Raw genomic sequence first — 13,971 nt, forward strand, 5'->3', positions numbered from 1 at the left:
CACCCGCTTGATCGAGTCGATCCCCAGATCGGCCTCGACGTCCATCCCCGGCTCCAGCATCTCCACCGGATAGCCGGTCTTCTCCGCCACCGCCCCCAGCAACGCCTCCATCACACCGGAGACGGGAACGGAAGCAGGAGCTTCCGGCTGGGGCTGAGGCTCGGGAGCCGCCGTGGCCTCGACGGTGACGGCGGAGGAGAGGAAGTTCGCGATGTCCTCCAGCGTGCGCAGCTCGGCGAGTACTTCCGGGTCGACGTCGTCGGAGACCGGATACGCCTCCTGCAACGCACCGAGAATCTGCACCCGCTTGATCGAGTCGATCCCCAGATCGGCCTCGACGTCCATCCCCGGCTCCAGCATCTCCACCGGATAGCCGGTCTTCTCCGCCACCGCCCCCAGCAACGCCTCCATCACACCGGAGACGGCAACCGCAGGGACCTCGGGCTCGGGCTCCACCCCCGCCACGGGCTCCGGCACCGCCGCGGGCTCCACCCCCGCCACGTGCTCCGGCACCGCCGCGGGCTCCACCCCCGCCACGTGCTCCGGCACCACCACGAACTCCGGCTCCGGCTCCGGCTCCGGCTCCGGCTCCACAGCCGGCGCGCCCTCCCCCCGCAGCGCGTCCAGCAGCAACCGGGTCGACCGCTCGTGGGCCGCGCCGATGGCGGCGCCGTGTTCCCGGATGAGCCGTACGGCGGCTTCCGTGGCGGGGTGGCCGCCCGCGCGGACGGCCTCCTCCAGGGCACGAACGGAGGCGTGGACCGTGTCGGCGTGGGCGGTGAGGATCTCCGCCTGGAGTCCGAGGCCTTCGCGGAGCACGGTGGTGACGCCGGTCCCGGTCTCCGGCGGCTGGGGCGCCGAGGCGAGCGCCAGGGGCTGGGACAGGGCGTCGCGGTAGGCCGTACGGCGTTCCTCGGTGACGTAGTTGATGCCGCGCAGCGGGATGCTCGGGCCCTTGCGGGCGGGCTCGGGCCGGGCGGGCGCGACGTGGTCGTCGAGGCCGGTGAGGGGCAGGCCCAGGACGGCGAGTTCGAGGGCGGCGCGTTTGAGGGCGAGTTCGCCGTCCTTGGCCGGGCCGCCGTCCACCGCGAGGGTGACGACGTCGGCGCGGCCTTCGAGGATGCGGTCGACGAGGTCGGTGAGGACGCGCTTGGGGCCGAACTCGACGAAGACGCGGAAGCCGTCGGCGTACATGCGCTCGATGCCCGCGACGAAGTCGACGGGGTGGAGGAGCTGGTCGACGAGGGTGCGCCGGCTGGCGGCGGCGTCGGTGCCGTAGGAGGAGCCGGGGGCGTTGGCGTACACCGGGATGGCGGGGGCGGCGAGCGCCGTGCGCTCCACGGCCTCGCGGAAGGCGTCGGCGGCGTGGGCGACGAAGCCGGTGTGGAAGGCGGCGGAGACGGGCAGCCGGGTGGCGGCGATCCGGCGGCCGGAGGCATCGGCGACCAGCCGCTCGATCTCTTCGGTGGGGCCGCCGACGACGATCTGGCCGGGCGCGTTGATGTTGCAGATGGCGACGTTGCGGTAGGTCGCGATCAGGCCCTGGACGTCGGTGAGGGGCGCGCGGATGGCGGCCATGGCACCGGGGTCGAAATCGGCGGGGGCGTTCTCGGGCGGGGCCATGGCCCGGCCGCGGGCGCGGGCCAGGGTGGCGAACTGGTCGTCGTCGAGGGCGCCGGCGGCCCACAGGGCGGTGAGTTCGCCGAAGCTGTGGCCGATGGCGCCGTCGGGCCGGAAGCCGAGTTCGCGCAGCCAGGTGTACTGGCCGGAGGCGAGGGCGCCGATGGCGGGCTGGGCGTAGTCGGTGCGGCGCAGGGCCGTCTCCTGTGCGCGGCGGGCGGCGTCGGTGAACGCGGGCGGCGGGAAGACGGTGCGGGCCAGGGTGTCGGGGCTTTCGGTGAGCCGGTTGGCGCGGTCGAACGCGGCGCGGACGGGCGGCAGGGCGAGGGCGGCGCCGCGGCCCATGCCGACGTACTGGCTGCCCTGTCCGGCGAAGACGGCGGCGGTCTTCGCGCCGGCGGGCAGGGCGGTGCGGCGGTAGGTGATGCCCTTGGGGTGCTGCCAGGACGCGGCGTCGGGGCGGGCGCGCAGCAGCTCGACGGCGGTGGCGCGCAGTTCGTCGAACTCGGCGTCGGTGCGGGCGGCTATGCCGAGGCGGGCGTGCTGTTCGGGTATCGGGCCCTCGTCGGGGCCGGCGCCGTTGTCGACGCGGGCGGCGAGCGCCTCGGGTCCGGCGGCGTGCCACAGGCCCCAGCGGACGACGGGGCCCAGGACCCGGGCGTCGCCGCCGCGCGCCGAGTCGTGCTCCTCCAGGACCATGTGGAAGTTGGTGCCGCCGAAGCCGAAGGAGGAGACGGCGGCGCGCCGCTTGTCGCGGGCCGGGTCGAGGATCCAGGGGCGGGCCTCGGTGTTGACGTAGAACGGGGTGCTCGCGGGGTCGACGGCGGCGCTCGGGTGCTCGACGTTGATGGTGGGCGGCAGCACCTTCTGGTGCAGGGCGAGGGAGAGTTTGATGAGGCTCGCGGCGCCCGCGGCGGCCTTGGTGTGCCCGATCTGTGACTTGACGCTGCCGATGGCGGCGTAGCCGTGGTCGTCGGTGCCCGCGGAGACCACGGCGGACAGGGCGGACAGCTCGGTGTGGTCGCCGACGGCGGTGCCGGTGCCGTGCGCCTCGAAGAGTTCGACGGAGCCGACGGGGATGTTGGCGTCCTCGTAGGCGCGGCGCAGGGCGAGCTGCTGGCCCTCGGCGCGGGGCGCGTAGATGCTCTTGAAGCGGCCGTCGCTGGAGGTGCCGATGCCGCGCAGCACGGCGTAGATCCGGTCGCCGTCGCGTTCGGCGTCGGCGAGCCGTTTGAGGGCCAGCATGCCGATGCCCTCGCCGATCAGCGTGCCGTCGGCGGACTCGTCGAAGGGCCGGATGAGCTGGCTTCTGGAGAACGCCGGGGTCTTGCTGAAGCACAGGTACATGAGGATCGTGTTCTCGGCGTCGCAGCCGCCGGTGATCATCAGGTCGGCGCGGCCCTCGATCAGCTCGCTGACGGCGAGTTTGACGGCGGCGAGGGAGCTGGCGCAGGCCGCGTCGACGGTGCAGTTGGTGCCGCCGAGGTCGAAGCGGTTGGCGATGCGTCCGGCGACGACGTTGCCGAGCATGCCGGGGAAGGAGTTCTCCTCCCACGGGATGTACGCCTTCTTGAACCGCTCGGCGATCTCCTCCGCGTCCTGCTCGCTGAGGCCGACGCTGCGCACGACCTCCTTCAGGACGGGTGTCTGGAGGCGCGCGGAGAGCGGCTGGGTCAGCGAGTTGGCGCCGGTCACGCCGAGGACGACGCCCGTGCGGGAGGCGTCGTACCAGTCCGCCCGGTCGGCTCCGGCGTCCCGCAGTACGTCCCGTGCGACGGTGAGGGAGAGCAGCTGGAGGATGTCGGTGACCTCCAGGGTGTTCGGCGGCAGCCCGAACTCCATCGGACTGAAGGCGATCTCGGGCAGGAAGCCGCCGCGCCGGACGTAGGTCTTGTCCTCGGCGGCGGGGTCGGGGTCGTAGTAGTCCTCGGGGTTCCAGTGGGAGGCGGGGACGTCCTCGATGCAGTCGGCGGCGTCCACGATGTTGTGCCAGAAGGCGCGCACGTCGCGCGACTTGGGGAACAGGCCCGCCAACCCGACGATCGCGATCGGTGTCTCGGCAAGACGTGGGTAGCGCACGATGGTCCTCCGATGGTCCTGTGGGTCATGCGTGTCGGGTGCGGCGGGGGGTGGGAGCGACGGGCGCGCCGGTCAGCCGCCGGGGCGGGGGCTGACGGGCTGGAGCGGTGCGGTGAGCAGGGCGGCGAGGGCGGCGCCGGTCTCCGGTTCGCCGAGCATCGTGTAGTGGTCGCCGGGCACGTGCCGCAGCCGCACGGGGCGTCCGCTCAGCTCGCTCCAGCCGAGGTCGGGGCTGGCGGGCAGCAGCGAGCGCTCCGGTTTGACGACGGTGACGGTCCGGTCGAGCGGGGCGGGCAGATACCCGGCGGTGCAGCGGTTGTTGCGGACGAGTCCGGCGTGGAAGGCGGTGTACAGCTTGCGCAGCCCGGCCGGTTCGGTCCCGGCGGGCAGCACGCCCTGCGCCACGGCCGCGTCGAGCAGGGCGTCCAGGTCCCGGGTGGCGGCGGAGCCGGTGACCAGGCGGTGCCCGCGGCGGGCGCCGAGGTACATCGCGAACCAGTCGAGCAGCATGGCCGGTTCGAGCGCGTCGTCGGGCCGCTGGAAGGCGGCGACGGGCGCGATCGAGTCGAGGACGACCAGCTCCCGCAGGGTGCCGGCGCGCCCTTCGGCGTCGAGCCGGGCGGCGATCTCGTAGCCGACGACCCCGCCGAAGGACCAGCCGACCAGGGCGAAGGGCCGTTCGGTGAGCCCGGCGGCGGTCAGTTCGGCGAGGCAGCGCGCGGCCAGCTCGCGGACGCCGATGACGGGCGCGGCCGGGTCCAGGGCGGCGGTCACGTACTCGGTGACGGTCCCCAGGTCGCACAGGTACGGTGCGGTGTCCTCGGGCAGCCGGTCCGCGAGGTCCGCCCACGCCGAGGCCGGCAGGGCGCCGGGGTGCACGGCGACGACGGGACGGACCGCCGGGCCCGCCGGGCCGGCCGCCGGACGCAGCGCGCTCAGCAGCGGTCTGGGCGGCGGTGGGCGGCGCGGGGGCCCGGCCGGGCCGGGGGCGGTGTCAGGCCGCGACATGCCGGGTGCTCTCCTCGGCGATGTGCTCGGACAGCGCGGCGATGGTCGGGTGGTACCAGAGCGCGGTGGCCTCCAGTTCGAAGCCGAGCCACTTCTCCAGTTCGCCCGCGAGGATCAGCGCCTCCGTGGAGTCCAGGTCGAACTCGTCGAAGTAGCGCTCGGCGTCGATCTGCTCCCGCTCCACGCCGAGCCGTACGGCGAGCCTCTCGACCAGCCAGGCCCGGGCCTCATCGGCGGTGACACGCTGCATGACGGATTCCCCTCAGTCGGTTCTGTCAGTGCTCTTCGCTGTGCGGCCGGTGCTCTCGCCGTTCGCGGGCGACCGCCTCGGCCGCCTTGCGTCCGGAGACGAATCCGGCCTCGTGGGAGCCGATGAGATCGACGCCGATGCGCGGTGCGTGGAAGTAGGAACCGGCCAGTTTGATCCGGCCGCCGGCCGCGTTGACGTCGTAGATCGTGCGCTGCATGGCCCGTACGCCGAGGTCGATGACGGGATGGGTGAACGGCAGCTCGCGCACCACGAGTTCGTCGCGCGGGACGATCGGCGAGTCGAGGGTGACGAAGTAGTCGTGGCGGGCGGTGAAGCCCTGCAAGGCGTTCATGTGGTACGCGACCCAGGTGCGGGGGCGGCCGTCGACGGTCTTCAGGCCGTAGTTCCAGCTCTGCCAGCGCTCCCGGCGGGGCGGCATGGCGGCGGGGTCGGTGTGCAGGATCGCGCGGGTGGGGCTGTAGCGGACCTTGCCGAGGATCTCCGCCTGGAGCGGGGTGGGCCGCTCCAGCATCGCGAGGGTCTGGTCGGCGTGCGCGGCGAGGACGGCGTAGTCGTAGCGCTCCTCGCCCGCGGCGGTGGTGACGACGACGCCGCCGTGCTGCTCGCGGACCCGGGTGACCGGGGCGCCGGTGCGGACGGTGCCGCTCAGGCCGGCGACGACCCGGCGGACGTACTCGACGCTGCCGCCGGCGACCGTCTTCCACGCCACGGACCGGCCGCCGAGGCCGCCGGGGTCGTGGGACATGAAGAAGGCGATCACCGTGGTGGCGGGCATCTCCCAGATCAGCTCGGCGGGCACCGACCAGACGGCGGTGGCGAGCAGCACCACATAGCCGTACTTGAAGGCGTCGCTGTAGCCGCCGCGGTCCAGGTAGTCGCCGAGCGAGAGGTCGGTGCGCCCCCGCAGGAAGTCGCGGGGGGCCTCGCGGTGGAAGCGTTCGGCGTCCCGCCACAGCGGCAGGAAGTCCGCCGGGTAGCGGGCGGCGATCGCGTTCTCGTCCAGCTCGAACTCGGCGGTGCCGTAGTCGAGTCCGCGGTCGAGGTCGAAGAAGTCGAAGCCGCCGGTGTGGTCCAGGGCGGTCACGCCGAGCTTGTCGAAGAACGCGGTCAGCTCGGGGTACGTGCGCGCGTTGAAGACCACGAAGGCCGTGTCGACGCCGATCGTCCGGCCGTCCTCGTCGACCTCCACGGTGTGGGCGTGACCGCCGGGCCGGTCCTGGCTCTCGTACACGGTGACTTCGACGTCGTCCGGCAGATGATGGGCGGCGGAGAGTCCGGCGATCCCGGCTCCGACGACAGCGACACGGGTGGTCATGGCAGGGCTGCACCTCGGCTCGAACGGTTCGACGACAGGGAAGGGCACGGTGGACGCGACGGCCGATGCGCAGAGGGCTGATACCTCTGAAAGGGGCGCCCCGCGCTGTGCTGGTGCCGCTGGTGCTCGGCGGTTGGCGCAGAAGAACCGTAGGCGCGGCGCGAAATGAGCGTCAATCGGTCCATCGGGGACGGCCTTCGGCCCATCGAAGGCTTCGATCGGAGTGACTCCGGGTGACCCGGGGTGTCCGGATCGGGGGGCGTGGGGGCTCCGGGACCGTGGCTCGCGTGCCGTCCATGGGGTCCGGCGGCGGGATCGGCCGGAATTCACTCGTACGGGGGTGACCGGAATCGGGGGCCCGCGGACTCTGTTGAGAGTGGCGGCCCGATCGGCCGCCGTACGAGCGAGGGGAGCCCGCATGCCCACGATTCCCTGGATGCCCGGCACCGGCCCGGACCGCGGCGCGGCCGGCGAGCCGGGCCGGCCGGTGGTCATGGCCTCCCGGCTGGAGCTGAGGTCGCTGCTGAGCGTGCCCCGGTTCTTCCTGCTGTCGCTGATCGTGTTCCGGCAGGTCCTCAGGTCGCCGGGGCTGATCGGGGCCTCGCTGCGGGCCGAGCCGCTGAAGCGGACGTTCTGGACGCTGTCGGCCTGGCGGGACCGGGCGGCGCTGGAGGAGTTCAACCGGACCGACCCGCACGCGAAGAGCGTGCGCGGGCTGCGCCCGGTGATGAAGGGCTCGGTCTTCGTGTTCTGGAACGCCGAGACCGGCGAACTCCCCATCGGCTGGGACGAGGCGCGGCGCCGCCTCGCCGACCAGGCCGCGAAGGAGGCCCGGCGCGCATGAGCACGGCTCCGGCCGAGCCGGAGGGCGCGCAGCCCGCCGCGGCCCCGCCCCCGGCTCCGGTAGTCCCGCACGCCCGGCTGGTGCTGCTCGCCGCCTGCCTCGGGCTCTTCATGTCGTTCATCGAGGTCACCGCGGCGATCTCCACGCTGCGGGCGCTCCAGGTCGACCTCGGTGTGGCGCCCGCCGACCTCAGCTGGGTGTCGAGCACGTACACCCTGGTGGTCGCGGCCTGTGTGCTCTCCGGCGGGGCGCTGGGCGAGCGGTTCGGGCGGCGCCGGATCTTCCTCGCCGGAGTGGTCCTGCTCGCGGCCGGCTCCCTGGTGGTGGCGGCGTCGGACGGGTACGGGTGGGTGCTGCTCGGCCGGGGCGTCAGCGGTCTCGGCGGGGCGCTGGTGCTGCCGACCTCGCTCGCGCTGATCACCACCACGTTCTTCGTGGACCTGCCGCGCATGCTGCGGTACATCGCGATCTGGGTGTCGGTGTCCGGCATCGGCCTGGCCGTGGGCCCCCTGCTGGGCGGGCTGCTGCTGGAGGTGTCGGGCTGGCGGGCGGTCTATCTGGTGAACACGCCGCTCGCCGTCCTCACCGTCCTGGTCACACTGCGCGCGGTGACCGAGTCCCGGGTGCCGGACCGGCCGCTGGACCTGGCCGGGCAGCTCTGGGCGGTGCTCGGGCTGTCCACGCTGATCTACGGCATCGCGGTCGGCGGCCGGCTGGGGTACGACGACCCGCGGGTCGTCGCGGTCCTCGCCGTGGCCGCCGGGACGCTGACCGCGCTGGTGCTGACCGAACGGCGGGCGCCGGTGCCGATGCTGGACGTGCGGATGATGGGCAACGTCCGCTACGCCGCCGCACTGTGCGTCGCCGCGGCCGCTCTGTTCGTGTTCGTCGGCGTGGTCTTCGTCGAGGTGCTGTTCCTGCAACGGGTGCGGGAGCTGGGACCGTTGGCCACGGGTGTGCGGCTGCTGCCCGCGATGCTCGCCTTCGTGGCGGCCACGTTCGCGGCGCAGCGGCTCGCCGGCCGGGTGCGGCCGGGGCTGCTCCTGGCGGGCGGGTCACTGATCACCACGGCCGCCGCGCTGGTGCTCCTGCTGCAACGCCCGGACGGCGGCTACGGCGTCACCGCGCTCGGTCTGGTGCTGGTGGGACTGGGCAGCGGGCTGGTGGTGGCGCCGTCCACGGCGGCGGCGTTCGAAGTGGTGGAGGGGGCGCAGATGGGCGCCGCGTCCGCTGCGGTGACGGCGTTCCGGCAGGTGGGCTCGGTGCTGGCGACGTCGGTGCTCGGCGCGGTGCTGGCGCTGCGGTTCCTCGGCACCCTGCCGGAGCGGCTGGCCGAGCGCGGCATACCGGAGCGCACCGCCGACCGGGTGCTGGCGGTGGCCCGGGCCGGCGGCAACGGCTCCGCGCGCCGCTCCCCCACCGAGGTGACGGACGCGCTCGCCGACGCCTTCACCGCCGGCGTGCACAGCTCCCTGTGGGTGGTCGCGACCGTCGCCCTCACGGCATCCGCCCTGGCGGCGACACTGCTGGCCCGCAGCCCCCGCAAGAGCTGACCCCCCGGCCCCTCCCAGGCGCGGGGTACTGCGCGACCAGCCACACCTCACCCGCACCCCGATCCGCAGGCATCTCACCCCGGTCCCGGAGGCGACTTGTTCAGTTGCGTACGTCCGGCACCTTCCGCTTCTTCCAGCTGGGGCGGCCGGGGATGGTGGACCGTGAGGCCCTCGGCCCGCAGGATCTCCATGTCGCCGCGCACGACCCGCACACGATGTGCGCATGCCGCGGCGGCGGCACGCTCTTCGCACAGGCGGTGGTGCAGCAGAATGGAGGGCATGTCCCGACGCAGCTCCCCTCACCGGCGCCGCACCGCCCCCGGCCGCACCACCTCCGCCCCCGCCGACAAGCCCACATGCCCTTGCGGCCTCGCGGAGACCTACGACGCGTGCTGTGGCCGATTCCACCGGGGTGCGGAGGCCGCACCGACCGCGGAACGGCTGATGCGTTCGCGCTACAGCGCCTTCGTGCGGCGGGACGAGGCGTATCTGCTGCGCACCTGGCACCCCCGGACCCGCCCCCCGGGCGTCGACGTCGACCCGGGGACGCGGTGGACCGGCCTGGAGATCCTGGACACCGCCGACGGCAGCGCGTTCCACACCACCGGCACGGTGACCTTCCGGGCCTCGTTCCGGGGCGGCGCGCTGCACGAGCGCAGCCGCTTCGAGCGGGTCGACGGGGCGTGGGTGTACGTGGACGGGGACTTCCTCGACGGCTGAGGAGCCCGACGTCCAGGAGCGCTACGGCGCCAGGACGTCCAGCTCCTGGAGCGCCCCCACGGTGATCTCCCGGGTCAGCTGCTCCGCGCGGTCCGCGTCGCGCGCGCGGACCGCCTCCGCGACCCGGACGTGCAGGGTGACGGCGGCCGGGTCGGGGTCCTCGAACATCACGTCGTGCTGGGTACGGCCGGTCAGCACCTCGGCGACGACATCGCCGAGCCGGGCGAACATCTCGTTGCCGGAGGCGGTGAGGATCACCCGGTGGAAGGCGACGTCGTGGAGGAGGTAACCCTCCAGCTGGTGACCGCGCGAGTGCGCGACCATGCCGAGCGCGCACTCGGTCAGCTCCGCGCACTGCTCGGCGGTGGCGTGCTGCGCGGTCAGCCGCGCGGCCACCGGCTCGATCGCGGAGCGCAGCACGGTGAGCGAGCGCAGCTGGTGCGGCCGGTCGGCGCCGGCCAGCCGCCAGCGGATGACCTGCGGGTCGTAGACGTTCCACTCGGCCTTGGGGCGGACCGTGACGCCCACCCGGCGGCGGGACTCGACGAGGTGCATCGACTCCAGGACACGCACCGCCTCGCGCATCACGGAGCGTGAGACGTCGAAGCGCTGCGCCAGCTCGTCGGTGCGCAGGACGCTGCCCGGGGGGTACTCGCCCGCGGTGATCTCGGGGCCGAGGGTGTCCAGTACATGGCCGTGCAGCCCCCGGCCGGGTGTGCTCATGCACACAGAGTACGGGGCGGATCACGCCGCCAAAAAGTCAGACTTATTCATCACAGTCTCTTGAATTCGTCGTACCTAATGCGTTTCAGTTAGCCGAACATCACCGTGTCGACGAAGACAGCGAGGCAGCGATGAAGACCCCCCACGTCGTCGTGGTCATGGGAGTCGCGGGCACCGGCAAGACCACCATCGGTCCCCTGCTTGCCGCCCGGCTCGGCGTCCCCTACGCCGAGGGCGACGACTTCCATCCCCAGGCCAACATCGCCAAGATGACGGCCGGGACCCCGCTCACCGACGAGGACCGCCTCCCCTGGCTGGACGCCATCGGCGGCTGGGCGGACGGCCGGGCCGGACTCGGCGGGGTGGTCAGCTGCTCCGCGCTCAAGCGGTCGTACCGCGACCGGCTGCGGGCCGCCGCGCCGGGGCTGGTCTTCGTGCACCTCACCGGCGACCGCGCGCTCATCGAGGACCGGATGTCGCACCGGCAGGGCCACTTCATGCCCACCGCGCTGCTCGACTCCCAGTTCGCCACCCTCGAACCGCTCCAGGCGGACGAGGCGGGCGTCCCGGTCGACGTCTCCGGCGGCCCGGAGGACATCGCGCGCCGTGCGGCCGAGGCGCTGGAGCAGCTCCCCGGACCGGCCGCCGCCCGGTAACCCCGGTCTTCCTCCCTCCGGCCCCGCCCGCCCGGGCGCCCTCTCCCCCATCCCCGTACCTGCAAGGGAACCCCCGTGACCAGACTCAGCGTCGAGATGCTGGCAGCGGACACCGCCGAGCCCATCACCTCGGCCGGTCATGCCCAGCTGGGCATCGCCGTACTGGCGGGCATCGCCGTCATCGTCCTGCTCATCACCAAGTTCAAGCTCCACGCCTTCCTGGCGCTGACCATCGGGACACTGGCGCTCGGCGCCTTCGCCGGAGCACCCCTGGACAAGGCCATCGCCAGCTTCACCACCGGCCTGGGCTCCACCGTGGCGGGCGTCGGCGTGCTGATCGCGCTCGGCGCGATCCTCGGCAAGATGCTCGCCGACTCCGGCGGCGCCGACCAGGTCGTCGACACCGTCCTCGCCAGGGCGGGCGGAAAGTCGATGCCGTGGGCGATGGTGCTGATCGCCTCCGTGATCGGGCTGCCGCTGTTCTTCGAGGTCGGTGTCGTCCTGCTGATCCCGGTCGTGCTGATGGTCGCCAAGCGCGGCAACTACTCCCTGATGCGGATCGGCATCCCCGCGCTCGCCGGTCTGTCCGTGATGCACGGACTGGTCCCGCCGCACCCCGGCCCGCTCGTCGCGATCGACGCCGTGGGGGCCAACCTCGGCGTGACGCTGGCGCTGGGCGTCCTGGTCGCCATCCCCACCGTGGTCATCGCCGGTCCGGTCTTCGCCCGGTTCGCCGCCCGCTGGGTCGACGTCCCGGCCCCCGACCGGATGATTCCGCAGCGCGCCTCCGACGAGCTGGACAGGCGCCCGAGCTTCGGCGCCACCCTGGCCACCATCCTGCTGCCGGTCGTGCTGATGCTCGCCAAGGCGCTGGTGGGCATCGTCGTCGACGACCCCGAGAGCACCGTCCAGCGCGTCTTCGACGTCGTCGGCTCCCCGCTGATCGCCCTGCTCGCGGCCGTCCTGCTCGGCATCTTCACCCTCGCCCGGCCCGCCGGGTTCGCCAAGGAGCGGGTCCAGGGGATGGTCGAGAAGGGCCTCGCGCCCATCGCGGGCATCCTGCTGATCGTCGGCGCGGGCGGCGGCTTCAAGCAGACGCTGATCGACTCCGGCGTCGGCCAGATGGTCCTCGACATCTCCGAGGACTGGTCGATCCCGGCGCTGCTGCTGGCCTGGCTGATCGCCGTGGCGATCCGGCTGGCGACCGGCTCGGCGACCGTGGCGACCGTCTCCGCGGCGGGCCTCGTCGCCCCGCTGGCCGCCGACATGTCGACCACCCACGCCGCGCTGCTCGTCCTCGCCATCGGTGCCGGCTCCCTCTTCTTCAGCCATGTCAACGACGCCGGGTTCTGGCTGGTGAAGGAGTACTTCGGGCTGAACGTCGGCCAGACGATCAAGACCTGGTCGGTGATGGAGACGATCATCTCGGTGGTCGCGGGGGCGCTGGTACTCCTGCTGTCGCTGATCATCTAGCCGTACGGCCGCCGGCCGTGAGACGGCATGAGACGGACAGGGCCCACCTCCCCCGGGGTGGGCCCTGTCGCGTCCGCCGGTCCGCTACGACCCGTCCGCCGCCTTGTCCAGCTGGAACGCCTCGTTGCCGAGGCCGATGCGGGCGTGGGTCTCGGGGGCGCGGGAGCGCAGCACCATGCCGAGTACGGCGCCGGCGAGGGCCGCCGCGGCGATCAGGCCGGGCAGCACCCAGCTCAGCGCCGACTCCGGGCCGGTGCCCACCAGCACGTCGAAGTCCTTCACGGTGTAGCCGGCGATGACGAGGAGGGCGAGTCCGGCCAGTGTGGAGGTGACCAGCCGCCAGGCCTGCGCGCCCGCGGCGCCCCGGCGGGCGAAGAACACCACGACGGACAGGGAGGCGGTCGCCATCAGCAGGATCACGCCGAGGGCGCCGACGTTGCCGCCCCAGGTGAACAGGTGCAGCACCGGTTCGGTGGGGTCCCCGGCCGGCTTGTCGTCGGCGATCGCGAAGGCGATGACGACGAGCGCCGAGATCACCGTCTGGAGCAGCGAGCCGGTGCCGGGCGCGCCGCTGGCGCCGGTGGTCCGGCCGAAGGCACGCGGCAGCAGGCCCTCGCGGCCCATGGCGAAGGCGTAGCGGGCGACGACGTTGTGGAAGCTGAGCAGCGCGGCGAACATGCCGGTCACGAAGAGGACGTGCAGCACGTCGGTGAAGGTGCCGCCGAGGCGGGACTCGGTGAGGAAGAACAGCAGTCCGGCGCTCTGCTCCCGTGCGGTGCCCACGATGTGGTCGGGGCCGGTGGCGACGGTGATCGCCCAGGAGCTGAGGGCGAAGAAGACGGCGACGAAGCCGACGGCGAGGAACATCACGCGGGGCACCAGGATGTGCGGGCGGCTCGTCTCCTCGGCGTAGACGGGGGCCTGCTCGAAGCCGGTGAAGGCGGCGATGCAGAAGCACAGGGCGGTGCCGACACCGGCGCCGGTGAGGGTGCCGGGGTCGAACGCGGCGAGGGACAGGCCCTGCGGGCCGGGGTCGGCGACGGCGGCGAGGTCGAAGATGACGACGAGCGCCAGCTCGATCAGCAGCAGCACGCCGAGCACGCGCGCGTTGACGTCGATCTTCAGCCAGCCGAGCGCGCCGACGGCGGCGACGGCGGTGAGCGCCGGGATCCACCAGGCGATCTCGATCTCGGCGTAGGTGGCGAGGAGCCCGGCGACCTCGAAGCCGAAGATGCCGTAGATGCCGACCTGGAGGGCGCTGTAGGCGGCCAGGGCGACGAAGGAGGCGCTCGCTCCGGCGGTGCCGCCGAGGCCGCGGGAGATGTACGCGTAGAAGGCGCCGGCGTTGTGCACGTGCCGGCTCATCTCGGCGTAGCCGATGCCGAACAGGACGAGGACCACGCCGAGGATGACGAAGAGGAGCGGCTGGCCCACGATGCCCATCACCGCGAATGTGGTGGGCATGACACCAGCGACGACCATGATCGGGCCGGTCGCCGCGAGCACGGACAGCAGCAGGCCGCCCGTGCCGAGGCGGTCCGCGCGCAGGGCGCGTTCCTCTCCCTTGAAGGTGCTGATGCCGTCGGCGCCGGAGGGGCCGCCCGCCCCGGTGCTCGTACTCGTTCTCGATCTGCCCGTCGTCATCAGGGGACCGTCCTTGTGTCGGGGGTGAGAGGTGAGGGGCTGTCGTGGAGCTGGGGACCCGCGCG

Annotated in this window: 12 protein-coding genes; 5 read left to right on the forward strand and 7 right to left on the reverse strand. The window is 73.1% G+C overall.

The genetic code is table 11. The features are described from left to right. The 4 genes from VE614_RS19375 to VE614_RS19390 all read right to left on the reverse strand — a co-directional run. Window positions 1-3,699: beta-ketoacyl synthase N-terminal-like domain-containing protein (locus tag VE614_RS19375; protein WP_324938280.1), on the reverse strand; the 3,699-nt coding region annotated here is incomplete at its 3' end. A gap of 72 nt (window positions 3,700-3,771) precedes the next feature. Beyond that, window positions 3,772-4,707: a thioesterase domain-containing protein gene (locus VE614_RS19380; protein WP_324938283.1), complete on the reverse strand. Its 936-nt coding sequence runs from the start codon at window positions 4,705-4,707 to the stop codon at window positions 3,772-3,774. After that, window positions 4,694-4,957, reverse strand: coding sequence for an acyl carrier protein (locus VE614_RS19385; RefSeq protein WP_324938286.1), 264 nt, complete (start codon window positions 4,955-4,957; stop codon window positions 4,694-4,696). The genes VE614_RS19380 and VE614_RS19385 overlap by 14 nt, the downstream gene beginning before the upstream one ends. A gap of 25 nt (window positions 4,958-4,982) precedes the next feature. Beyond that, complete coding sequence (locus tag VE614_RS19390) at window positions 4,983-6,293, reverse strand: NAD(P)/FAD-dependent oxidoreductase (RefSeq protein WP_324938288.1); 1,311 nt, start codon at window positions 6,291-6,293, stop codon at window positions 4,983-4,985. 418 nt (window positions 6,294-6,711) lie between these two features. Between VE614_RS19390 and VE614_RS19395 the strand changes: the two genes are divergently transcribed. Then, the gene (locus tag VE614_RS19395) at window positions 6,712-7,137 is read left to right on the forward strand and encodes a DUF3291 domain-containing protein (RefSeq protein ID WP_324938291.1); all 426 of its coding nucleotides are present in this window, start codon (window positions 6,712-6,714) and stop codon (window positions 7,135-7,137) included. Then, window positions 7,134-8,690 carry an MFS transporter gene (locus tag VE614_RS19400; protein ID WP_324938293.1) on the forward strand — a complete coding sequence of 519 codons (1,557 nt, stop codon included), beginning with the start codon at window positions 7,134-7,136 and terminating at the stop codon, window positions 8,688-8,690. Before VE614_RS19395 ends, VE614_RS19400 begins: the two co-directional genes overlap by 4 nt. 74 nt (window positions 8,691-8,764) lie before the next feature. Here the strand turns inward: VE614_RS19400 and VE614_RS19405 are convergent, their stop codons facing one another. After that, window positions 8,765-8,971, reverse strand: coding sequence for a hypothetical protein (locus VE614_RS19405; protein WP_324938296.1), 207 nt, complete (start codon window positions 8,969-8,971; stop codon window positions 8,765-8,767). Here VE614_RS19405 and VE614_RS19410 point away from each other — a divergent pair. Beyond that, the gene (locus VE614_RS19410; RefSeq protein WP_324938299.1) at window positions 8,970-9,410 is read left to right on the forward strand and encodes a YchJ family protein; all 441 of its coding nucleotides are present in this window, start codon (window positions 8,970-8,972) and stop codon (window positions 9,408-9,410) included. The two genes, VE614_RS19405 and VE614_RS19410, sit on opposite strands and share 2 nt — an antisense overlap. Window positions 9,411-9,431: 21 nt before the next feature. On the opposite strand, the gene VE614_RS19415 is transcribed toward VE614_RS19410, so the two are convergent. After that, window positions 9,432-10,133, reverse strand: a complete 702-nt coding sequence (locus VE614_RS19415) for a FadR/GntR family transcriptional regulator (protein ID WP_324938302.1) — start codon at window positions 10,131-10,133, stop codon at window positions 9,432-9,434. Between the two features lie 131 nt (window positions 10,134-10,264). Here VE614_RS19415 and VE614_RS19420 point away from each other — a divergent pair, with 131 nt between their 5' ends. Together VE614_RS19420 and VE614_RS19425 are read left to right on the forward strand one after the other, a co-directional pair. Continuing rightward, window positions 10,265-10,789: a gluconokinase gene (locus VE614_RS19420; RefSeq protein ID WP_324938305.1), complete on the forward strand. Its 525-nt coding sequence runs from the start codon at window positions 10,265-10,267 to the stop codon at window positions 10,787-10,789. Window positions 10,790-10,864: 75 nt separating this feature from the next. Further along, window positions 10,865-12,262, forward strand: a complete 1,398-nt coding sequence (locus VE614_RS19425; RefSeq protein WP_324938308.1) for a gluconate:H+ symporter — start codon at window positions 10,865-10,867, stop codon at window positions 12,260-12,262. An 84-nt stretch (window positions 12,263-12,346) separates the two neighbouring features. On the opposite strand, the gene VE614_RS19430 is transcribed toward VE614_RS19425, so the two are convergent. Further along, complete coding sequence (locus tag VE614_RS19430; protein ID WP_324938310.1) at window positions 12,347-13,906, reverse strand: APC family permease; 1,560 nt, start codon at window positions 13,904-13,906, stop codon at window positions 12,347-12,349. Window positions 13,907-13,971 lie beyond the last annotated feature (65 nt).

The organism is Streptomyces sp. (genome assembly GCF_035645055.1).
GTDB lineage: Bacteria > Actinomycetota > Actinomycetes > Streptomycetales > Streptomycetaceae > Streptomyces.

Bases quoted from the DNA above. Each gene is read 5' to 3' on its own strand.
- VE614_RS19380 (WP_324938283.1), bottom strand. From the start codon at position 4,707: ATGTCGCGGCCTGACACCGCCCCCGGCCCGGCCGGGCCCCCGCGCCGC.
- VE614_RS19385 (WP_324938286.1), bottom strand. From the start codon at position 4,957: ATGCAGCGTGTCACCGCCGATGAGGCCCGGGCCTGGCTGGTCGAGAGG.
- VE614_RS19390 (WP_324938288.1), bottom strand. From the start codon at position 6,293: ATGACCACCCGTGTCGCTGTCGTCGGAGCCGGGATCGCCGGACTCTCC.
- VE614_RS19395 (WP_324938291.1), top strand. From the start codon at position 6,712: ATGCCCACGATTCCCTGGATGCCCGGCACCGGCCCGGACCGCGGCGCG.
- VE614_RS19400 (WP_324938293.1), top strand. From the start codon at position 7,134: ATGAGCACGGCTCCGGCCGAGCCGGAGGGCGCGCAGCCCGCCGCGGCC.
- VE614_RS19410 (WP_324938299.1), top strand. From the start codon at position 8,970: ATGTCCCGACGCAGCTCCCCTCACCGGCGCCGCACCGCCCCCGGCCGC.
- VE614_RS19405 (WP_324938296.1), bottom strand. From the start codon at position 8,971: ATGCCCTCCATTCTGCTGCACCACCGCCTGTGCGAAGAGCGTGCCGCC.
- VE614_RS19415 (WP_324938302.1), bottom strand. From the start codon at position 10,133: ATGAGCACACCCGGCCGGGGGCTGCACGGCCATGTACTGGACACCCTC.
- VE614_RS19420 (WP_324938305.1), top strand. From the start codon at position 10,265: ATGAAGACCCCCCACGTCGTCGTGGTCATGGGAGTCGCGGGCACCGGC.
- VE614_RS19430 (WP_324938310.1), bottom strand. From the start codon at position 13,906: ATGACGACGGGCAGATCGAGAACGAGTACGAGCACCGGGGCGGGCGGC.